This window comes from Rhizobium sp. NRK18 (assembly GCF_024385575.1).
Taxonomy (GTDB): Bacteria; Pseudomonadota; Alphaproteobacteria; order Rhizobiales; family Rhizobiaceae; genus JANFMV01.
In genome coordinates this window covers 1,627,453-1,647,813 of record NZ_JANFMV010000001.1, presented here as the reverse complement: position 1 = coordinate 1,647,813, position 20,361 = coordinate 1,627,453, and the positions used below count along the sequence as shown (strand labels likewise).

The 20,361-nt window shown below is 62.2% G+C and carries 18 protein-coding genes; 9 read left to right on the top strand and 9 right to left on the bottom strand.

Annotated elements, in window-relative coordinates:
* Positions 1 to 40 precede the first annotated feature (40 nt).
* The 3 genes from NN662_RS07565 to NN662_RS07555 all read left to right on the top strand — a co-directional run bounded on the left by NN662_RS07565 (position 41) and on the right by NN662_RS07555 (position 2,971).
* Complete coding sequence (locus NN662_RS07565; RefSeq protein WP_261931896.1) at positions 41 to 697, top strand: class I SAM-dependent methyltransferase; 657 nt, start codon at positions 41 to 43, stop codon at positions 695 to 697.
* 134 nt (positions 698 to 831) lie between these two features.
* Positions 832 to 1,623 carry a glycoside hydrolase family 25 protein gene (locus NN662_RS07560; RefSeq protein WP_261929682.1) on the top strand — a complete coding sequence of 264 codons (792 nt, stop codon included), beginning with the start codon at positions 832 to 834 and terminating at the stop codon, positions 1,621 to 1,623.
* A 148-nt stretch (positions 1,624 to 1,771) separates the two neighbouring features.
* Positions 1,772 to 2,971, top strand: a complete 1,200-nt coding sequence (locus tag NN662_RS07555) for a lytic murein transglycosylase (RefSeq protein ID WP_261929681.1) — start codon at positions 1,772 to 1,774, stop codon at positions 2,969 to 2,971.
* Positions 2,972 to 2,989: 18 nt separating this feature from the next.
* Here NN662_RS07555 and NN662_RS07550 read toward each other — a convergent pair whose 3' ends face one another.
* The gene (locus tag NN662_RS07550; protein WP_261931895.1) at positions 2,990 to 4,345 is read right to left on the bottom strand and encodes a cation:proton antiporter; all 1,356 of its coding nucleotides are present in this window, start codon (positions 4,343 to 4,345) and stop codon (positions 2,990 to 2,992) included.
* Between the two features lie 200 nt (positions 4,346 to 4,545).
* Here NN662_RS07550 and NN662_RS07545 point away from each other — a divergent pair, with 200 nt between their 5' ends.
* Positions 4,546 to 5,463: a DMT family transporter gene (locus NN662_RS07545; protein ID WP_261929680.1), complete on the top strand. Its 918-nt coding sequence runs from the start codon at positions 4,546 to 4,548 to the stop codon at positions 5,461 to 5,463.
* A gap of 523 nt (positions 5,464 to 5,986) precedes the next feature.
* On the opposite strand, the gene metF is transcribed toward NN662_RS07545, so the two are convergent.
* The 3 genes from metF to ettA all read right to left on the bottom strand — a co-directional run bounded on the left by metF (position 5,987) and on the right by ettA (position 9,711).
* A complete protein-coding gene (gene metF, locus NN662_RS07540) occupies positions 5,987 to 6,895 on the bottom strand; it encodes a methylenetetrahydrofolate reductase [NAD(P)H] (RefSeq protein ID WP_261929679.1) in 909 nt (302 codons plus the stop codon).
* A 3-nt stretch (positions 6,896 to 6,898) separates the two neighbouring features.
* On the bottom strand, positions 6,899 to 7,906 hold the full coding sequence (locus NN662_RS07535; RefSeq protein WP_261929678.1) for an ArsR/SmtB family transcription factor: 1,008 nt from the start codon (positions 7,904 to 7,906) through the stop codon (positions 6,899 to 6,901).
* A gap of 155 nt (positions 7,907 to 8,061) precedes the next feature.
* Positions 8,062 to 9,711 carry an energy-dependent translational throttle protein EttA gene (gene ettA / locus NN662_RS07530; protein ID WP_261929677.1) on the bottom strand — a complete coding sequence of 550 codons (1,650 nt, stop codon included), beginning with the start codon at positions 9,709 to 9,711 and terminating at the stop codon, positions 8,062 to 8,064.
* A 253-nt stretch (positions 9,712 to 9,964) separates the two neighbouring features.
* Between ettA and NN662_RS07525 the strand changes: the two genes are divergently transcribed.
* The 3 genes from NN662_RS07525 (at position 9,965) to NN662_RS07515 (ending at position 13,678) form a co-directional block, all read left to right on the top strand.
* A complete protein-coding gene (locus NN662_RS07525; RefSeq protein ID WP_261929676.1) occupies positions 9,965 to 10,912 on the top strand; it encodes an alpha/beta fold hydrolase in 948 nt (315 codons plus the stop codon).
* A 96-nt stretch (positions 10,913 to 11,008) separates the two neighbouring features.
* Entirely contained in the window at positions 11,009 to 11,962 is a 954-nt protein-coding gene (locus NN662_RS07520) for a DMT family transporter (RefSeq protein ID WP_261929675.1), read from the top strand.
* Between the two features lie 57 nt (positions 11,963 to 12,019).
* The gene (locus NN662_RS07515) at positions 12,020 to 13,678 is read left to right on the top strand and encodes a thiamine pyrophosphate-binding protein (RefSeq protein ID WP_261929674.1); all 1,659 of its coding nucleotides are present in this window, start codon (positions 12,020 to 12,022) and stop codon (positions 13,676 to 13,678) included.
* A gap of 132 nt (positions 13,679 to 13,810) precedes the next feature.
* Here NN662_RS07515 and NN662_RS07510 read toward each other — a convergent pair whose 3' ends face one another.
* From NN662_RS07510 to NN662_RS07500, 3 genes are all read right to left on the bottom strand, one after another.
* Positions 13,811 to 14,152, bottom strand: a complete 342-nt coding sequence (locus NN662_RS07510; RefSeq protein WP_261929673.1) for a RidA family protein — start codon at positions 14,150 to 14,152, stop codon at positions 13,811 to 13,813.
* An 82-nt stretch (positions 14,153 to 14,234) separates the two neighbouring features.
* Positions 14,235 to 14,573 (bottom strand): TIGR01244 family sulfur transferase, encoded by a 339-nt coding sequence (locus tag NN662_RS07505; protein ID WP_261929672.1) that lies wholly within the window; start codon positions 14,571 to 14,573, stop codon positions 14,235 to 14,237.
* Between the two features lie 84 nt (positions 14,574 to 14,657).
* The gene (locus NN662_RS07500) at positions 14,658 to 15,503 is read right to left on the bottom strand and encodes a DUF4432 family protein (protein ID WP_261929671.1); all 846 of its coding nucleotides are present in this window, start codon (positions 15,501 to 15,503) and stop codon (positions 14,658 to 14,660) included.
* A 146-nt stretch (positions 15,504 to 15,649) separates the two neighbouring features.
* Between NN662_RS07500 and NN662_RS07495 the strand changes: the two genes are divergently transcribed.
* Positions 15,650 to 17,059: a L,D-transpeptidase family protein gene (locus NN662_RS07495; protein WP_410010915.1), complete on the top strand. Its 1,410-nt coding sequence runs from the start codon at positions 15,650 to 15,652 to the stop codon at positions 17,057 to 17,059.
* 19 nt (positions 17,060 to 17,078) lie between these two features.
* Here the strand turns inward: NN662_RS07495 and NN662_RS07490 are convergent, their stop codons facing one another.
* Positions 17,079 to 17,819 carry a ParA family protein gene (locus NN662_RS07490; RefSeq protein WP_261929670.1) on the bottom strand — a complete coding sequence of 247 codons (741 nt, stop codon included), beginning with the start codon at positions 17,817 to 17,819 and terminating at the stop codon, positions 17,079 to 17,081.
* 460 nt (positions 17,820 to 18,279) lie between these two features.
* Positions 18,280 to 19,026, bottom strand: coding sequence for a ParA family protein (locus tag NN662_RS07485; RefSeq protein WP_261929669.1), 747 nt, complete (start codon positions 19,024 to 19,026; stop codon positions 18,280 to 18,282).
* A gap of 499 nt (positions 19,027 to 19,525) precedes the next feature.
* On the opposite strand from NN662_RS07485, the gene NN662_RS07480 reads away from it, so the two are divergent.
* A complete protein-coding gene (locus NN662_RS07480; protein WP_410010968.1) occupies positions 19,526 to 20,329 on the top strand; it encodes a transporter substrate-binding domain-containing protein in 804 nt (267 codons plus the stop codon).
* Positions 20,330 to 20,361 lie beyond the last annotated feature (32 nt).

Genomic DNA, 20,361 nt, shown 5'->3' with positions numbered 1-20,361 from the left:
CACCGGCACCGACACGCTCGACCATCGCCATGCCGGCCTCATGGACCGCATGTATCGCTACCAGCGGCATATCTACGACCTGACGCGCAAATACTACCTGCTCGGCCGCGACAGCACGATTTCCGGACTGAATGTCCCCGTCGGCGGCTCGCTTCTCGAAGTCGGATGCGGCACCGGCCGCAACCTGCTGCTCGCCGCCCGGAAATATCCGGGCGCGCGCCTCTCCGGCCTCGACATTTCCGCCGAAATGCTGGCAAGCGCCGAAAAGAAGCTGGCCGGCTGCGATCATAACCCGATGCTTCGGTTGGCAGACGCCACCGCCTTTTCGCCCACGCAGTTCGGCGAGACGGGCTTCGACCGGGTCATGATCTCCTATGCGCTCTCGATGATCCCGGACTGGCAGAAGGCGATCGACGCCGCGATTGCCGCGCTCGCCCCCGGCGGCGAACTGCACATCGTCGATTTCGGTCAGCAGGAACGCCTGCCGGGATGGTTTGCGGCCCTGCTCAAGGGATGGCTCGCCCGCTTCCACGTCACACCGCGCAAGGAACTGCGTGACGTCCTCGAACAGCACGCCGCGTCCAACCGCGCGACGCTTGCATTCAAGGCATTGAATGGGGGCTATGCCTGGCATGCGGTCTACCGCGCCGCTGCCCGGTCCGAAGCAGGCCAGCCCGACGAAAGCCTCGTCCGTTAAACACCGGTTAACCAAGAAATCTCACCGTTTCTTTAGGATACCGGGAGCAGGATGGACCGTGTATAGTTCCTCTGCACCGAAGTGGATCGGTCTTGAGGGGAAATCCGGTTTCATTGTTGCCAAACGGGACATTCATGCTGCGGCTCATCACCGTCCTACTGCCAATTCTTGCACTGCTTGGCGGTTGCTCGTCCACGACCTATGACCTGATGGACACCAAATCCATCAAGAAGATTTCGCATCCCAGCCGTTTCGGCGATACCGATCCGCATGATTTCGGCTACAACTATCCCGACCGCCTGAAGGTCCACGGCATCGACGTGTCGAAATGGCAGGGCGATATCGAATGGCGCAAGGTCAAGGCGTCGGGCGTCTCCTTCGTCTTCATCAAGGCGACCGAAGGCAAGGACGTCATCGACCCGCGCTTCGACGAATACTGGCGCGAGGCGCGCGCCGCCGGCCTCGCCTATGCGCCGTACCATTTCTACTATTTCTGCTCGACGCCGGACGAACAGGCCGACTGGTTCATCCGCAATGTGCCTGCCGCAGCCGTCGGTCTGCCGCCCGTGCTCGACGCCGAATGGAACCCGTCGTCCAAGACCTGCAAGCGGCGGCCAGATCCCGAAACCGTGCGCGCAGAGCTGAAGCGCTTCATGGATCGCCTCGAGGCCTTTTACGGCAAGCGTCCGATCATCTACACGTCCGTCGACTTCCATCGCGACAATCTGGTCGGCGCCTTCCAGGACCACCATTTCTGGCTGCGCTCCGTCGCCGGCCACCCGGGCGAAGTCTACCCCGACCGGCGCTGGGCCTTCTGGCAGTACACATCGACCGGCGTCGTGCCGGGCATCGACGGTCCGATCGACATCAACGCCTTTGCCGGATCGTCCGACAACTGGCGCAACTGGGTCGCGTCGATCCAGTGAAGCCGGATTGACGGGTCGCCGCGTCGTGACCCGGCAACCGCCTCCGCGACCTGTCGCCCCGATAACGCGTCGTGTCTTGCTTCGGTCACACTCATTGGCAAGAACAATCCGCAAAACCGGAAGAACAATCAGGAAGGATCTCCCTCACATGCGTCATACACTCAGCATCCCGCTCGCCGCCGCGGCCCTGTCGCTGGCCGTCGCCGCCTCCCCCGCGGCAGCCCAGCAGGCGCAGTGCGGTGGCGACCTCGGCGCCTTTCTTGCGGGCGTGAAGGCTGAGGCGGTCGCCGACGGCATTCCGGCCGATGTCGCAGACCGGGCGCTGGCGGGCGCGCAGATCGACCCGAAGGTCTTGAAGATGGACCGGGCGCAGGGCGTCTTCCGCCAGACCTTCCTCGAATTTTCCCAGCGTACCGTCAGCCAGGCGCGCCTCAATATCGGCCTGCAGAAGATGAAGCAGTTTGCCGACGTCTTTGCCCGCGCCAAGCAGGAATACGGCGTGCCGGCCGGCGTCATCACCGCCTTCTGGGCGATGGAAACCGATTTCGGCGCTGTCCAGGGCTCCTTCAACACTCGCAATGCGCTCGTCACGCTCGCCCATGACTGCCGCCGTCCGGAACTCTTCCGCCCGCAGCTGATCGCCCTGATCAAGATGGTCCAGCATGGCGACCTCGACCCGCAGACCAACACCGGCGCCTGGGCCGGCGAAGTCGGCCAGGTGCAGATGCTGCCGAAGGACATCGTCGCCTTCGGTGAAGACGGCGACGGTGACGGCCATGTCCGCCTCAAGGAGAGCGGTCCCGATGCCATCATGACCGCGGCGAAATTCATCGCGCATCTTGGCTGGAAGGCCGGCGAGCCCTGGCTGCAGGAAGTCTCCATCCCGGACAACCTGCCGCTGGAACAGTCAGGCCTCGACAGCACGATGACCGCAGGCGACTGGTTCAAGCTCGGCGTCAAGCCGCGCGACGGCAACACGTCTTTCGGCAACCTGCGCGGTGACCTCCTGCTGCCGCAGGGCCGCAAGGGACCTGCCTTCATCGCCTACCCCAACTTCGCGGTCTATCTGGAGTGGAACAAGTCCTTCATCTACACGACCTCGGCCGCCTATTTCGCCACCCGCTTCGAGGGCGCGCCGAAATATGACGTCGGCAATCCCGAACCGGGTCTTGACGGTACGGCCATGAAGCAGCTGCAGGAAAAGCTCGACAGCATGGGCTACGATGTCGGCGAGGTCGACGGCATCCTGGGCTCCGGCACGCGTGACGCCGTGCGCAAGGAGCAGATCCGCCTTGGCCTTCCGGCGGATGGCTGGCCGACGCCGGCATTCCTCGCCGCCCTCAAGTAAGCGTCAGCCCGACAAGCATCACTCCGCGCCGCCCGCCTTCTTCGTTTGGCGGGCGGCGCTTTCCTTTTCGAGCTTTGCCTTGCGCGCCACCGCGCGCCGATGGAAGACCGCGAGACGCACAGCCCGGTAGCGTACATGTCCCTCATGCAGGACATGCGCGACCGCATCGCGCGACCGGCTGACCTCGTGCAGCTCGTGCGAATAGGCGGTCGCCAGCGCCTTTCGGTAATCCTGAAGCCCTTCGGTCGCGATGTTCTCCAGCCGGTGCATGACGCTGACCCAGAGCGGCGAGACCAGCAGCGAGACGGCGGTCACCGCAATCGCGATACGGTAGAGATCGATGCCGAGCGCGCCGACGGAAAAACCCGCCGCCGCGAGCACGAAGGAAAACTCCCCGATCTGCGCCATCGACAGGCCCGCGACCAGCGCCGTTTGCGGGCTGGACCCGGTCTTGCGCAGAAGCACGATGTTCAGGACCGTTTTCACCGCGACCACCAGCAGCGAGATGAAGATCACCGACCAGATGTTCTCCCAGATGAAGTTGAGGTCGATCAGCAGACCGATCGACAGGAAGAAGACCACGAGCAGGATGCTCTGGATCGGCTCGATGACCGGAATGACGCGGCTTCGAAGCGTCGAATTGCCGACAACGATGCCGGCGAGAAAGGCGCCGTAGACTGGCGACAGGCCTTGAGAACCGGAGATCGCCGCCGCGGCAAAGCAGGCCGCCAGCGCGCCGAGCGCCAGGATCTCCGTCTTGTCCTCGATCTTCTCGGCAAATGGAATGCGGATCTTGCCATGGGTGGCGAGCCACCACATCAGCCAGGCCATGGCGCCGACGGCAACCGCCATCTTGCCGATGATCGACCAGACATCCATGCTGCCGCCGCCGAGGCTGGAGACGAAGATCAGCATCGGCACGACGGCGAGGTCCTGCGCGATCAGCACGCCGACCGCCACCCTGCCCGCCTCGCCGCGCAGCATGCCCATCTCGTCGAGCATCTTCATCGCCACCACGGTCGAAGACAGCCCGATGATGAAGCCAAGAATGACGGCTTCCGAGAGCGATGCGCCGGTGAAGAAAGCCGTCGCCAATCCCAGCAGCATCGCGGCCAGCAACTGGCCGCCGGCCACCTTCAGCGCCTGTCGGATCGACAGGATGAAGGCCTTGATCGACAACTCCATGCCGATGAAGAAGAGGAGCACAATGACGCCCATTTCGGCGAGCAACTGAACGTTTTCCGAGTTCTCGATCAGCCCTGCCCCGGTCGGCCCGAGCGCCACCCCGGCGATGATGAAGCCGACGAGCGGCGGCTGGCGAAGCCAGAGAAACCCGAGACCGAGAATGGCCGCGACGGCGACGACAGCGGCGATGGAAACGAGATCGGCGCCATGGCCCGCCGATTGCGAAATGGTGTCTGTGACAGTCGGATCCAGCGGTCCGTCCTTCCTTCATTGTTTCCTTGCCGCCCCGATTGCGAAGCGCCGGTTTATGATGCACAGCAGGTATCGGGTGGCAATCGTCAATTGCGTTTTCTAGCGTGACGCCAACAGCCACCCGAGAGGATCCCACGATGACCGCCGCGCCTGCCAACAAGCTGACCATGACCGCCTGGACCCTTCTCTTCGTCCTGGGCCTGCTCTGGGGCGGCTCCTTCTTTTTCGCCCGAATCGCAGTCGCCGAAGTGCCTCCCTTCACACTGGTCTTCCTGCGTCTCTCGATTGCAGCCCTGGCCTTGCATGTCTATCTGCACGGCCGGCATGGGCTCTATCCGGCGCTTGCCGGCCGCTGGCGGCAGTTCCTGCTGCTCGGCCTGATCAACAACGCCATCCCGCACACCTTCATCTTCATGGGTCAGACCGAGATCGGCGCCGGCCTCGCGTCGATCCTCAACGCCACGACACCGATCTGGACGGTGATCATCGCGCAGTTCCTGACCAGCGACGAGAAGCTGACGGGCGCGAAGCTCGCCGGCTGCGGGCTTGGCCTTGCCGGCACGGTGGCGCTGATCGGCCCGAGCGCCTTCGAGCACACGGATATCCCGCTCTGGGCACTCGCCCTTCCCTTGGGCGCGGCCATATCCTATGGATTTGCGAGCATCTACAGCCGGTCTTTCCGTGACCTGAACTCTTCGGTGACGGCGACGGGTCAGCTGACGGCATCGAGCCTGATCATGCTGCCGACATCACTCCTGATCGATCATCCCTGGACCATTGCCATGCCATCGCCCGCAGCGGTCGCGTCGATCCTGGCGCTGGCGCTCGCCTCGACCGCTTTCGGCTACATTCTGTTCTTCCGGCTGATCGGGCTTGCCGGCGCGACGAACACCTCGCTCGTCACCCTGCTGGTGCCGCCGAGCGCCATTCTTCTCGGCGCCCTTTTCCTCGGCGAAGTGCTGAGCACCGCCGACTGGATCGGCATGCTCCTGATCGGCGCAGGTCTGGTGGTTCTCGACGGCCGTGTGCTGAAACGACGCCCGCGGATGGCATGATGCCGCCGGCAATTTCAACCGAAATTTCCCGTTAAGGTTGAAATCAATTATGTCCAAATCATGACGCGGGCATCGCGCTGTTCGAGCGCGCTGCTCCAAGGCGGGAATGGCTGAACCAACCGGCCTACGCCATTCACCAAACGTTAGTCATATGCATAAACCATGCGAATTATTTTCAGTATGGAAATCAGAGGATTAGCCAGCCTCACCAAAGGGAAGTTGGTGCGACTTATTGCAGCGCAGCACAAAATCCGCTTTCCAATTTTAATGAATTCTGCCTATCATCTGACTGTCAACTCAGGGAGACAGCTATGGGACTTACAACTTCTCTGAACGTCCTTCTGATCAGTGCAGCCTTCGTTTTCATCGCAAGCATGCTCTTCATCTGATCAGATTGCAGTCTTGAAATTCAGTCGCAAAGACGAACCCTAACAAAAATCAGTTCTGCTTAGAAATTTACAGCAAGCGCATCCCATGACCTCCGGATGCGCTTGCTTCATATCTACAGTCTGGTTTTTGCCGCTCAGGCAGCAGCGCCGGACTTCAATTCGCTCTTGCGCGAGAAGCCGAGCCGTTCAAGCACCATCGACGACAACGTCGCCCGGTTCATCGAATAGATGTGGAACTCGGTAACGCCACGGCGCACGAGATCGGCAATCTGCTCGGCGGCGACGTCGGCCGCGACTTCGAGCCTTGCGGCGGGATCGTCGTGACGTCCCTCGAATCGCGCGTCGAGCCTCGCGGGAACACTCGCGCCGCACATGGAGGCGAAGCGCTTCAGCTGCGTCAGGTTCTGGATCGGCATGATGCCCGGCACGACCGGGATCTTCACGCCGGCATCGCGCACCTTGTCGAGATAGGCCGAGAAGCGGTCATTGTCGAAGAAGAACTGCGTCAGAGCGCGGTCGGCGCCATTGTCCGCCTTGCGCTTCAGCATGTCGATGTCAGCCGCCTCGTCGGTGCTTTCCGGATGCTTTTCCGGATAGGCCGAGACGGAGATCTCGAAATCGCCAAGCGCACGAAGCCCGGCCACCAGCTCGGCTGCATTGGCATAGCCGCCCGGATGCGGCTTGTAGGCATGGCCGATGCCGCCGGCCGGGTCGCCCCGCAGCGCAACGAAATGGCGAACGCCGGCTGCCTTGAACTGGTCGACGACGGCATGCACCTCTTCCCGCGTCGCGCCGACGCAGGTCAGGTGCGAGGCTGTCGCAAGTGGTGTCTTGGCAATCAGACGCGAGACGGTCGCCAGCGTGGGCGCCTGCGTTGTGCCGCCGGCGCCATAGGTCACGGAGACGAACTCCGGGCCCCACTGGGCAAGCTGGTCGACCGTTTCCCACAACTGACCTTCCATTTCCTCCGACTTCGGCGGAAAGAACTCGAAGGAGAAGCGGACATTTTCCCGTTCTGTGGCGATAAGGGGCTGGAACGCCATTGATCAAATACTCCCGGACATTTCGGGGAGTGCGTCGGTCTCTCCGGCCATCAGAAGACGCGGATCGCGCGCCAGCCAGATCGAGACCGTCAGCGCCGCATCGGCGCCCTCCCCCGGATGGATATCGATGGCCTGCTCGGCATTCAGCCCCGCCTTCTTCAGCCAGTCGTTCATGACCTGGTGAGAAAAGCCGAGACGCTGATGCGCATGCTCATCACGAAGATATTCGTGCCCGTGCGGCGCCAGGTCGATGACCACGAGACGTCCGCCGGGCCGAAGCATTCGCGCCGCTTCAGCGATCGCGAGTTCCGGCTGCGGCAGGAAGTGCAGCACCTGGTGGATGATGACGAAATCGAAGTCCTGGCCGTCGACCGGCAGGTTGAGGATATCGCCGTGACGCACGGAGGCGCGGGTGATCCCGGCCTTGTCGAGATTGGCGCGGGCGACCGCCAGCATCTCGCGGCTGGCATCGATGCCGATCGCGCGACGGTAGCGGTCTTTCAAAAGGGTCAGAATACGGCCTGTGCCGGTACCGAGATCGAGCAGCGAATCGATCGGATTGGCGCCGATGATCTTGATCAGCTGCCGGTCTATCTCTTCCTCGTTGACCTGCAGACGGCGCATCTCGTCCCACTCGCCGGCATGACGGCTGAAATAGGATTGCGCGCGTTCGGCCCTCTGCGCCTTGACCGCGCCGAGCCGCTCGCCGTCGCGCGACAAGACCGGATCGCCGTCATTGACCGCCGACAGCAGCGCCGAGGCGAGCCTGACGGCTTCGCCTTCCTGGCGCAGACGGAAATAGGCCCAGGCGCCTTCCTGATAGCGCTCGATCAGCTCCGCTTCGGACAGCAGCTTCAGGTGCCGGGAAATGCGCGGTTGGGATTGGCCGAGAATTTCGGTAAGATCGGTGACCGTCAGGTCGCCCTTAGAAAGGAGCGCAAGCAGCCTCAGCCGGGTCGTTTCCCCCGCCGCTTTCAGCGTCTCCACCAAAGGTTCCAGTCCCAGCGCCATCAGCCGCCCTCGCCTCAATCAAGATATAAAGATATCTTTATGTGATTTGAGCGAGATGCGCAAGCGGGAATTGCCAACGACAGTGACATCCATCAACGGAAAAGGGCCCCGGTTTACCGGAGCCCTCGACAAATCATGTTTTCGACGAAACCGCCTTACCGCGTCAGGCGCTTGTAGGATTGGCTGCCCGGATTGAGCGCATCCGGACCCAGACGACGGATCTTGTCCTGTTCGTAGTCTTCAAAGTTGCCTTCGAACCATTCGACATGGCCGTCGCCTTCGAAGGCGAGGATATGCGTCGCCAGACGGTCGAGGAACATGCGATCGTGGCTGATGATGATGGCGCAGCCGGCAAAGTTCTCAAGTGCCGTTTCAAGTGCGCCGAGCGTTTCCGTATCAAGGTCGTTGGTCGGTTCGTCGAGAAGCAGAACATTGCCGCCGGACTTCAGCATCTTGGCCAGATGCACGCGGTTGCGCTGACCGCCGGAGAGATTGCCGACCTTCTGCTGCTGATCACCACCCTTAAAGTTGAAGGCGCCGCAATAAGCGCGGGAGTTCATGTCGAACTTGCCGAGCTTGATGATTTCGGCACCGCCCGAAATCTCTTCCCAGACGGTCTTGGAGCCATCCAGTGCGTCGCGGCTCTGGTCGACATAACCGAGATGGACGGTATCGCCGATGCGGATCGAACCGGCATCGGGCTTTTCCTGGCCGGTGATCATCTTGAACAGCGTCGACTTGCCGGCGCCGTTCGGACCGATGATGCCAACGATGCCGCCTGGCGGCAGCTTGATCGAAAGATCGTTGATCAGCGTGCGGCCTTCAAAGCCCTTGGTGATGCCGTCGAGCTCGATGACGACATTGCCGAGACGTTCCGAGACGGGGATGATGATCTGTGCATCGCCCGGCCGAATGCCCTCGGCCGCATCCACCAGCTGTTCATAGGCCTTGATACGCGCCTTCGACTTGGCCTGGCGGGCCTTGGGGCTCGATGCGATCCACTCCTGTTCACGCGACAGCGCCTTCTGGCGGCCGGCCTCTTCGCGGTTTTCCTGCTGCATGCGCTTCGCCTTCGCCTGCAGGTAGGCAGAGTAGTTGCCTTCGTAGGGAATGCCACGGCCGCGGTCGAGTTCGAGGATCCAGCCGGTGACGTTGTCGAGGAAGTAGCGGTCGTGGGTGATCATCATCACAGCGCCCGGATAGTCGCGCAGGTGCTTTTCAAGCCAGGCGATCGTCTCGGCGTCGAGGTGGTTGGTCGGTTCGTCGAGCAGCAGCAGATCCGGCTGCGACAGAAGCAGACGGCAGAGCGCGATACGGCGACGCTCACCACCCGACAGCACCGTGACGTCGGCATCCTTCGGCGGGCAGCGCAGCGCTTCCATCGCCATTTCGACCTGCTGTTCCAGGTCCCAGAGGTTCTGGCTGTCGATGATGTCCTGCAGCTGCGCGCCCTCTTCCGCCGTCTCGTCGGAATAGTTCATCATCAGCTCGTTGTAACGGTCGAGCACGGCCTGCTTGTCTGCCACGCCTTCCATCACGTTTTCGAAGGCGGTCTTAGCCGGGTCGAGATGCGGTTCCTGCTCAAGGTAACCGACGGTCGCGCCCTCGGCGAGCCAGGCTTCGCCTGTGTATTCCTTGTCCTGACCCGCGATGATGCGCAGAACGGTCGACTTACCGGCGCCGTTCGGGCCGAGGATACCGATCTTGGCATCCGGATAGAAGGACAGGTGGATGTTCTCGAGGATCTTCTTGTTGCCGTAGGACTTGTTGAGCCCGGCCATGTGGTAGATGAACTGACGTGCCATGCTGGTCCGCGCGCTCCATTTGAAATTCAGGGAAATCTGCCGCCCATGTAGGCGATTTAGGGTCCGCAGGCAATGGCCGAGTGTTGATCCGGCGGGGATTGCTTCCGGCCGAATGGCGGACGACAAGCGGATATCCGGCGATCGACACAGTGCAATCGGCCCGCTCGTGGAGTTGGCGGAATAATCATGCAAGCCCATTGCCCCGACCTTCAAAATCGCCAATGCTCGCTTCGCTTGGTGACGCGGAGGAGACATGTTCAGCGAGTTTGAATTCTTGGAGGCGCCGTCGGGTGCGCGGATCGCCTATCGCCACCAGCCGGCTGCAGGTGACGCTATCGGCACCGTTCTGATCTGCCACGGTCTTGCCGAACATTCCGGGCGCTACGCGCCGTTTGCGGATGTGCTCTCCAACAACGGCTTCCATGTCTATGCGCATGACCATCGCGGCCATGGCGAGACGCGGGCTCCGGATGCGCCGATCGGGCGTTTTGCCGGCAGAGACGGCGTCGACAAGGTGATTGCCGACGTGATCGCCATGCGCGATCTGGCCGCCGCACGCCATCCCGGCCTGCCGGTCATCCTCTTCGGCCATTCCATGGGCGGCCTCATCAGCTTCAATACCGCGGTCGCCCATCCCGAGAAATTTTCGGCCGTGACCGTTTGGAACTCCAATTTCCACCTCGGCGCCGGTCGATATGTGGCACTCGGCGTGCTGAAGACCGAGCGCATGCTGATGGGATCGGACGTCCCAAGTTTCGTGATGCCGAAGGCGACTTTCGAGGCCTGGGGCCGGTCCATTCCCGGCAATCATCCTGCCTCCGCCTGGCTTTCGCGGATCCCCGAGGAAGTCGACAAGTATGACGCCGATCCGCTCTGCGGCTTCGATGCCAGCATTTCGATGTGGCTTGATGTGATGGAGCTTTCCGCCCGGCCGCTGCGCCCGGACAAACTCTCCCGGCTGCCGAAGGATTTTTCCATCCACCTCGTCGGCGGCGGCGAGGATCCCGCGACCAACAAGGGCAAGGCGATCCGCTGGCTTTCCGATCACCTGAAACGTCTCGGCTACCGCGATGTCACAACGATCATCAACCCCGAGGCGCGCCACGAGACGCTGAACGACATCGGCCGGGAAAAGGCCGCTGCCGACTTTGCCGCCTGGTGCGTCAACGTTTGCAAACCAAGCCCGGGCGCGAGAGCCTAGCAATATCTCGATCCATCACCCCCATCCGCGCAAACGGCATGAACCGATGAGAGAAAATCACATGCCGTTGCCGGGCCGCGAGGCTATAGGAAGACCATGAGTTCGCCATCCGCTGACAAAATTCCGGCCGTTGCGTCTCCCATCCTGCAGGGCATGGGACTGATGGTGATTTCGACGCTGCTGGCGCCCGGCATCGACATTTTCGCCAAGCTTGCGACCGACAGCGTTTCGCCGGGCGTCATCACGCTCGCCCGTTTCGTCTTCCAGGCCCTGTTCATGCTGCCGCTGGTGATCGTCAACGGCAGCTGGCGACGCTTTTCGATTCGCCGCAGCCTCATCCATGCGGCCCGTGCCGCTGTGATCGTCATAGCCATGGTCTGCTTCGTCACGACGCTGGCCGAGATGGCCGTCGCCGATGCCATCGCCATCTTCTTCGTCGAGCCGATCATCCTGACGGTGCTTGCCAGCATCTTCCTCGGCGAGACGATCGGCTGGCGCCGCTACACGGCCTGCGCCGTCGGTTTCCTCGGCGCCGTCATCGTCATCCGCCCGAGCTTCGCCGATGTCGGCTATGTCGCCCTGCTGCCGATCGTCACCGCCTTCTGCTTCGCCATTTTCGGCCTGATCAACCGGACGGTGTCGCAGCATGAGGACACCTGGTCGATGCAGTTCCAGATGGCGCTCTGGGGCGTGCCCATGGCGGCGCTCTTGCTGTGGGCAGGTCATGCCGCCGGCATGGCCGTGCTCGAACCGTCCTGGCCGTCGGGTACCGCCTTGATCTGGCTCTTTGGCGTCGGCGTCGTGGCAGCGCTTTCCGGTTTCCTCAGCGTCAGCGCCTACCGCCTGGCGCCGGCCTCCGTGCTCGCCCCGCTGCAATATATCGAAATCGTGTCGGCAACCGTGTTCGGCTGGCTGGTATTCGGCAATTTCCCCGATGCCGTCAAATGGCTCGGCATCGCCATCATCATCGGTTCCGGCCTCTACATCGTCTTTCGCGAGCGCCAGCTGCAGCGGGGTGTGGTGTCGGAAACCAAACCCGTTCCGCCCTGATCGGCGTTCGACAAACACTCGCCCGTTGTGGGCGCAAGACTGAAAGAGAGATAGGACATGAAGAAGACGGGCGGCCAGCTCATCGTTGAGGCGCTTGAAGCCAATGGTGTCGAGCGCATCGCCAGCGTTCCCGGCGAGAGCTTCCTTGCCGTCCTCGACGCGCTCCACGACAGCAAGATCGAGATGATCGTCTGCCGGCAGGAAGGCGGCGCGGCGATGATGGCGGACTGCTGGGGGCGGCTGACCGGAAAGCCCGGCATCTGCATGGTCACGCGGGGCCCCGGCGCGACCAACGCCTCGGCCGGCCTGCACATCGCCATGCAGGATTCGGTTCCGATGATCCTCTTCATCGGCCAGGTGCAGCGTGATGCCCGCGAGCGCGAGGCATTCCAGGAAGTCGAGTTCCGCCGCGCCTTCACCGAATTCGCCAAATGGGTGGGCGAAATCGACGATGCCGCACGCATTCCCGAATTCGTGACGCGCGCCTTCGCCGTCGCCACGTCCGGACGCCCCGGTCCGGTGGTTCTGACGCTCCCCGAAGACATGCTGCGCGACGAGGTGGAGGCGCCTGAGGCAAAATCCTTCACGCCCGTTTCCGCCCATCCCGGCCCCACCCAGATCGCCGACCTCCGTGACCGGCTGCAGAAGGCCGAGCGCCCGATGATCATTCTCGGCGGCACACGCTGGAACGAGGAAGCCGTTGCCGGCATCCGGGCCTTCGCCGAACGCTGCGACCTGCCCGTCGGCTGCTCCTTCCGCCGCCAGATGCTGTTCGATCACCTGAGCCCCTCTTATGCCGGCGACGTCGGCATAGGCATCAATCCGGCGCTCGCCAAGGAGGTCAAGGAAGCCGACCTGCTGATCCTCATCGGTGCCCGCATGTCGGAAATGCCGTCCTCCAGCTACACTCTGATCGATATTCCCTATCCGAAGCAGACGCTTGTCCACGTGTTCCCCGACCCGGAAGAACTCGGACGCGTCTACCGGCCTGATCTGGCGATCTGCGCCGCGCCGTCGGACTTCGTCGCCGCCCTGGCCGGGTTCGAGCTTGCCGACAGCGAACGCTTTGCCGAACGCACCCGCGCCATGCATGACGCCTATCTCACCTGGTCGACCCCGCCGAAGACCGGCCCCGGCGCCGTCCAGATGGGACCGATCATGGAATGGATCGAGGAAAATACCCCCGCCGATGCAATCTTCACGAACGGCGCCGGCAACTACGCGACTTGGCTGCACCGCTTCCACCGCTTCCATGCCTTCAACACGCAGGCCGCCCCCTGCTCCGGCTCCATGGGCTACGGCTTGCCGGCGGCGGTTGCCGCCAAGGCGCTGTTTCCCGAACGCGAGGTCATCTGCTTTGCCGGCGACGGCTGCTTCATGATGCACGGCCAGGAATTCGTCACCGCCGTGCGCTACGGCCTGCCGCTGATCACCCTCGTCATCAACAACAACACCTACGGCACCATCCGCATGCATCAGGAACGGGAATATCCGGGCCGCGTCTCCGGCACCGATCTGGTCAATCCGGATTTCGCAGCACTCGCCCGCGCCTATGGCGGCCATGGCGAAACGGTGGAGACGACGGCAGACTTCGCACCGGCCTTCGAACGCGCGAGAGCGAGCGGCAAGCCGGCCATCATCGAGATCAAGCTCGATCCGGAAGCCATCACGCCGACGCGAACGCTGAGCGAAATCGCAGCAGCGGGCAAGCGGTGAACGTCAAGCGGGTTCAATCACTTGCCCGGGGAAACGGAATCGATTTCCGAAGGCGTTGACTCAGCCTCTCAAACCAAAAAGCCCCGGCGCGAATGCACCGGGGCTTTTTTTGCGATCTCAGGCCGGTGGCGCTTAGAGCGCAGCCGTCACCACGAATTCGACCTTGTACTTCGGCGCAGCCAGCGGAGCGCCGCTGGTGGCGCGGGCCGGCGTGTTGGCCGGATCGACCCATTCTTCCCAGACAGCGTTCATTTCGGCGAACGTCGACATGTCGGAAAGGTAGATGATCGTCTGCAGGATCTTCGACTTGTCGGTGCCGGCAGCGGCCAGCAGGCGATCGACTTCAGCCAGTGCGTCCTTGGACTGCTCGGCAACGGTCTCGCCTTCGCCGACCTGGCCTGCGAGATAGACGGTATTGCCGTGAACGACGGCCTGGCTCATACGGGCGCCGGCTTCGATACGCTTGATGCTCATCATGGTCTCCTTGATGAATGGAAGGTGGAAAAGGAAACGGGGCAGCGCCTGCACTGCCCCGGAAAAACGAACGGGCCGAAGATTATCCGCGCATATGGACGGTCTGCTCGTAGATGCGGGTCGAGCGCGCGCCGGACCGGCAATAGCCGAGCATCGGCCGCGGCAGTTCGTCAAGCGCGTCGACCATGCCTTCGACCGCTTCTGCGGTCACGCCCATGGGCCCGACCGGGATATGCCGGGTTTCGATGCCGAGTTCGGCGGCGCGGGCAGCAATGTCGGCAAACGCCGGCTGGCCAGCGTCTTCCTGGTCCGGACGGTGGCAGACGATCGACTTGAAGCCCATGTCCTTGATGGCATCCAGTTCCTCGATCATGATCTGGCCGCTCACCGAGTATTCGTCGTTGATCTCGCGGATATCCATAAGCCTCTCCTCGAATTGGTTTGGCAGTTGTCTACGCGCAAGCGCCCGCTCGCGTCAATCTTCGTAGCGTCAATCAGGCGCGCATCAGTCTTCAAAGACGAAGCTGATCGAATAGTCGCGGCTCTCGCCGGGCTGCAGGCGATCGAGTTCGCCCGCGGCCAGGAGCTCGGCACGCGATACCCAGCGATGTGAGACTGGCTCGATCCCGAGCACATGCGCCGGGCGCTCCTGGTTGCGCCACATCTGCAGATGGGGGAGCGTATCGACGGAGAAGGCAACCTTCAGAGTGCGACCGGCAATGCCGGCAATCGGCCCGAGCGCCATGGCGGCCTCCTCATGACCGGGCTCGACGGTGGCGGGAACGCAGAACACCTTCATGTCCGTGTTTCCGAATTTCCAGCCGATCGAACCGTCCTCGAACATGGCGCCGTCGAGCCGCGTGCGGTCGTCGAAAAGATGTGCGCCGATATTCATATGATACATGAAGACCGGCGGAAACGGGGTGTCTCCGATATTGACCACCCGGTCGCTCAGCGTAGTTGCGCCGCTAGCGCCATCCATCGTCCAACGGCGCTCCAGACGCGCGGCTCCGCCCTGGGCGAGTTCGACGACGACGGTGGCGCTGATTTCCGCGCGACTGCTCGACTGTTCGTTCGAAATGACGACTGCGGGGGTGCCGGCAAGTGAGCCATGCAACGGGAACTTCCTGCCGTCCGTCCGGCCCTCGATCGGTTCGGGATGCCGGATGTGATCCGGACCGCAGGTGAAGAGAAAACCGCCGACCGAATGGAGAATGCGCGGATCGCCGTCATCCGGAACGGCCTTGCCGGGCGCAATGTCCACCCCGCCAACAACACATCCCTGCACATCCAGCGCAGAGGCTTCGTCGAGAAAAAGATGTGGGCCCCGGCCTACATGAAATTCAATCATCGGCTATCCTGTCCGTTAGGGGAAGGCGATTCCCGTTTGCCATTGGATTCTTAGGGCTTATCCTTGCCTTCGGGAAACGAAAATCCATATTCGGGCCAAATTCGGGCGCTACAGAAAATAGTCTTTGAAAGAATGGTACTGCTGCAGTGATCAAAAACGCAAAAACTCTTCTGCCTGCCTTGCTGCTCATCGGAACCCTCGCGGGGACCGCAACAGCCGATGCCCGCGACCTCTGGGGTGGCGGTGGCCGCAGCCAGGTGGTCCTCGTCACCCCGCAGGGCGATATCCTGGACTACGTGCCGGAGGAAGGCGAAGTGACGACCCGCTTCGACACCTATGGCCGCCGCGTCCTGATCGACCGTTACGGCGTGCTGATCGCGACCGAGGTGCCCGCAGACCAGTATTACAGCTGGCTGGAGGAGCAGGGTCGTCGCAATTCACGCGTCACCGTTCGCGAAACGCCTTCGGACGGTTATGGACAGCAGCAGGAGATCATCACCGGCACGGTGCCGAACCGCGGCACGGTTGATCGCGAGCCGCTGGCCCCGACCTATCCGGATGCGCCAGCACCCGATGACCAGGCCGACCAGGCGAACGAGGATGTTCCGCAATACGCCAACACGCTGCCCAAGCCCTATACGCCGCCGAAGTCGGTCGAGCCGGCCTTGCAGCGCGACGATCCGAACCTGACGCTGAGCAAGCGTTCGAAGCCGGAAGTGGTGGCCCTGCAGGTCTTCCTCGACCGTGAGGGCTTTTCGCCGGGTGTCATCGACGGGCGCATGGGTTCGAACGTCCAGAAGGCGGTCGCCGCCTATGAGCACACGACGGGCGAGAAGCTCAACATCAACGACCTGAACGACGACGAGACCGTCATGCAGAACCTCCGGCTCTCCGGCGGCCTGCCGATCGTCAACTACACCATCACCGCCGCCGACGCGGCCGGACCGTATGTCGCCGAAATCCCGAGCGATTACAGCCAGAAGGCCAAGCTGCCGGCGATGTCCTACACGTCGACGTCGGAAATGCTGGCAGAGCGGTTCCACATGGATGAAGACTACCTGAAGGAGCTGAACCCTGGCGTCGACTTCTCCATTCCCGGCACCATCATCAAGGTGGTCAATCCCGGCAATCCGAAGAAGGGCAACGTCACGCGCATTCTCGCCGACAAGGCGAAGAAGCAGGTGCTCGCCTATGGGGAAGATGGCGGCCTGATCGCTGCCTATCCGGCGACGATCGGTTCCTCAGACACCCCCTCGCCGTCCGGAACCGTGACGGTCGAGCGCGTCGCGCTGAACCCGGGCTACACCTACAATCCGAAGATCAACTTCAAGCAGGGTGAGAACAACCAGATCCTGCAGATCAACCCCGGCCCGAACGGTCCCGTCGGCAATGTCTGGATCGCGTTGTCGAAGCCGACCTACGGCATTCACGGCACACCCGAACCGTCGCAGATCGGCAAGACGGCCAGCCACGGCTGCGTGCGCCTGACCAACTGGGACGCCAACGAGCTCGCCAAGATGGTCAAGCCCGGCGTCACCGTCGAATTCGTCGACTGATCGCCGGCGACGTTGCCGCTCAGGCGATCGACAGGCTTTTGGATGGAACCGATCGCATCTTGCGCTTGTCCCGGACGAAGTGACGGATCTTGGCCTGCCGGGGCAGCACGCCGCGCACCTCTTCGGCAAACATCTGTGCATTTTTCTGCGCCTTCAGGAGGTTGCTGACGCGCAACGGGTCCATCGTGAAGAGCGTGCCGCGGCAGCCGAACATCTCACGAAACGCCACCCGCTCGATTATCGCCGTGTCGAGCACATGGACACCCCGCTGCGCGAGCAGCGCCTTCACAGCCGCCAGCGCCCGTGTCGTCACCATCGGCGGGACGCGCGTCAGCACAACCGAATGTGCGATATCGATGCCGGCCTGTTCCTTGAAGGTGTTGAGCATGTCGAGGATCTGTGCGGCCCCCTTCGCGTCCATGGCGCACCCCTGAACGGGTATGAGCACGTGATTGGACAGTCCGAGAACGGTCGTCACCAGCGGATCGCTTGCGCCTGCAAGGTCGATGACGAGATATTCCACACCGGCCATGCGCGCATCGTTGATATGACAGGGGACGGAAGACGTGGAGACATCGGCGATCACCGACAGATTATCGATCGTGCCGGCTTCCTCGCTCCACCGGGAAACCCACCGCTGCGGATCGGCATCCAGTATCATGACGCGGTGTCCCGCTCTCGCCAGAGCGGAAGCCAACAGCAAGGCTGCCGTCGTCTTGCCGGCGCCGCCCTTCGCATTGGCGAAGGTTATCACATCCATTTCCTCATATCCTCCTGGTCATTCCATTAGCGACAAATCAAAAACACTCGTTTAAAGCGCACGCTGCCCGCGCCGAAGAGCCTCATATATCAGAATGGACCGACACACGGACATGCGCAATGGCGTCCCCTGCAAAGGAAAAATTTCCATTTGAAATCCACAACTATATGAACAAGAAGCGAGGATTTCCGCTCGCGACCAGACCTATATCATGATCGAAATTGGTGAACAATCGATTAGCCGGCTAAATTGCAACGACAAGAATCGCGCCTCAAGACGCACGAACAAACTCAACCTGGGGGTGTGTATATTATGACAGATCCTCCCGGCCGCACCCGGAGGAGATGTCGCTAAACAGCAGACGAGGAAGGCGGCCTTTCAAGAAACCGCACAGGCCACAAGCAGCAGGCGCCCGGCCTGATGACCGGGCGCCTGTTGTTCGGCCGAGCTTGGGAGGAGATCAGGCCGCAGATTTGGTCCAGAAGCCGAAGCGTCTTTCCGGCTGAACCTGGGGAACACGGCCGCACGGCCGGGCCTTGACGCGCGCCGGCATGAGCGTGAGGACCTCCTGTGCAAAGGCCCTCGCATTTTCCTGTGCCTTGTCGAGGTTGCTGACCTTGGCGGCGTCCATCGTGTAGAGCGTCCCGCCGCAATCGAACACTTCGCGGAAGGCGGTCCGTTCGACGATCGCGGTATCAAGCACGTTCACGCCGCGCGCGGACAACAGGTCCTTGATTGCGGCGAGCGCCCGCGTGGTGACCATCGACGTTACCCGCGTCAGCACCACCGAATGCGGGATGTGGATGCCCGCCTTTTCCTTCAAGAGCTTGAGGAGGTCGAGGATCTGCGCGGCGCCCCTTGCATCCATCGCGCAGCCCTGCACGGGGATCAGCACATGATTGGAAAGGCCGAGGGCGGTGGTCACCAGCGCGTCACGCGCGCCGGCCAGGTCGATGATAAAATAGTCGACACCTGCCATGCGGGCATCCTGAATGTGACAGGGTAGCGAGGCCGTGCTGACTTCGGAAATCACCGAGAGATTGGCAATGATGCCGCCGGCCTCGTGCCAGGAGGAGATCCAGCGCTGCGGATCGGCATCAAGCACGACCACCTTGTGCCCTGCCCGTGCGAGTTCGGTGGAAAGAAGGAGGGACGCGGTAGTCTTGCCGGCGCCGCCTTTTGCGTTTGCGAGGGTAATTACTTGCATACTGTATTCTCCGCCTGCTGAACCGCGAGCCCCATCTCGCCCTCTTTGAATGCACCGGGAAGCATGGTGCGAGGTTAACCAAGTGTTACGGAGCACGGTTAACGAGGCGTTAACGGCCACCACCACCTTTCCACTCGTGAGAATTGGGGGATAACCATCGGAAAAACTGGCAAAAATCGATGATGAGAAGATCCTAATGGACCGCCGCATTTGACGTCCATCAAGTCAGGAATGCCTGACGGAAGGCTCGACGGTTCGGCAGCCTCGCATTCATGAAACGCCCGGCACGCAGCCTGTTGCGGCTGTCGACGGCCGCTGACGTGCGCGCCGAACGCTGATGTTTTCCCGCTTGACAAAGCCCCTCATGTCGGACTTCATATCAAAATCCAATAAAAAGGACATGTGTCCGATATTTTGGACATTCAAACTTCACAACGAAGCAAGGGGAACCAGGATGAACACTTTCACCCGCATCAGTTCGATCACACTCGCCTCAACCATGCTGCTGACCGCCATGTCGACACTGGCCTTCAGCGCCGACAGCAAGCTGGACGAGGTCCTCGCGCGCGGCCATCTCGTGATGGGCACCGGCAGCACGAACCCGCCGTGGCATTTCAAGAGCGTTGACGACAAGCTGCAGGGCTTCGACGTCGACATGGGCCACATCGTCGCCAAGGCACTCTTCGGCGATCCCGACAAGATCGAGTATGTCGACCAGTCTTCCGACTCGCGCATCCCGAACATCACGACCGGCAAGGTCGACATCACCTGCCAGTTCATGACGGTCACCGGCGAGCGCGCCCAGCAGGTCGCCTTCACCATTCCCTACTACCGCGAAGGCGTCGGCCTCATGCTGAAGGCTGACAGCAGCTATGCCGACTACGCCGCCCTGAAGGCTGCCGGCTCCGGCGTGACGATCGCCGTGCTGCAGAATGTCTATGCCGAGGACATGGTCCATGCGGCCCTGCCCGACGCCAAGGTCGACCAGTATGATTCGCAGGACCTCATCTATCAGGCGCTGAATTCCGGCCGTGCCGACGCGACCGCCACCGACCAGTCGTCGATCGCCTGGTACATGACCCAGAACGCCGGCCAGTATAAGGACGCCGGCTACGGCTGGAACCCGCAGACCTATGCCTGCGCGGTGCGCCGCGGAGACCAGGACTGGCTGAACTTCGTCAACACGGCACTGCATGAAGCCATGACCGGCGTCGAGTTCGACACCTATGCCAAGTCCTTCAAGACCTGGTTCGGCAAGGACCTCGCACCGCCGCAGATCGGCTTCCCCGTCGAATTCAAGTAATTGAGAGGCGGGGCGGGAGCATGTGGCTTCCG

Bases quoted from the DNA above. Each gene is read 5' to 3' on its own strand.
- NN662_RS07485 (WP_261929669.1), bottom strand. From the start codon at position 19,026: ATGCAAGTAATTACCCTCGCAAACGCAAAAGGCGGCGCCGGCAAGACT.
- metF (WP_261929679.1), bottom strand. From the start codon at position 6,895: ATGGCGTTCCAGCCCCTTATCGCCACAGAACGGGAAAATGTCCGCTTC.
- ettA (WP_261929677.1), bottom strand. From the start codon at position 9,711: ATGGCACGTCAGTTCATCTACCACATGGCCGGGCTCAACAAGTCCTAC.
- NN662_RS07535 (WP_261929678.1), bottom strand. From the start codon at position 7,906: ATGGCGCTGGGACTGGAACCTTTGGTGGAGACGCTGAAAGCGGCGGGG.
- NN662_RS07480 (WP_410010968.1), top strand. From the start codon at position 19,526: ATGCTGCTGACCGCCATGTCGACACTGGCCTTCAGCGCCGACAGCAAG.
- NN662_RS07565 (WP_261931896.1), top strand. From the start codon at position 41: ATGGACCGCATGTATCGCTACCAGCGGCATATCTACGACCTGACGCGC.
- NN662_RS07500 (WP_261929671.1), bottom strand. From the start codon at position 15,503: ATGATTGAATTTCATGTAGGCCGGGGCCCACATCTTTTTCTCGACGAA.
- NN662_RS07545 (WP_261929680.1), top strand. From the start codon at position 4,546: ATGACCGCCGCGCCTGCCAACAAGCTGACCATGACCGCCTGGACCCTT.
- NN662_RS07490 (WP_261929670.1), bottom strand. From the start codon at position 17,819: ATGGATGTGATAACCTTCGCCAATGCGAAGGGCGGCGCCGGCAAGACG.
- NN662_RS07515 (WP_261929674.1), top strand. From the start codon at position 12,020: ATGAAGAAGACGGGCGGCCAGCTCATCGTTGAGGCGCTTGAAGCCAAT.
- NN662_RS07505 (WP_261929672.1), bottom strand. From the start codon at position 14,573: ATGGATATCCGCGAGATCAACGACGAATACTCGGTGAGCGGCCAGATC.
- NN662_RS07555 (WP_261929681.1), top strand. From the start codon at position 1,772: ATGCGTCATACACTCAGCATCCCGCTCGCCGCCGCGGCCCTGTCGCTG.
- NN662_RS07560 (WP_261929682.1), top strand. From the start codon at position 832: ATGCTGCGGCTCATCACCGTCCTACTGCCAATTCTTGCACTGCTTGGC.
- NN662_RS07520 (WP_261929675.1), top strand. From the start codon at position 11,009: ATGAGTTCGCCATCCGCTGACAAAATTCCGGCCGTTGCGTCTCCCATC.
- NN662_RS07525 (WP_261929676.1), top strand. From the start codon at position 9,965: ATGTTCAGCGAGTTTGAATTCTTGGAGGCGCCGTCGGGTGCGCGGATC.
- NN662_RS07510 (WP_261929673.1), bottom strand. From the start codon at position 14,152: ATGAGCATCAAGCGTATCGAAGCCGGCGCCCGTATGAGCCAGGCCGTC.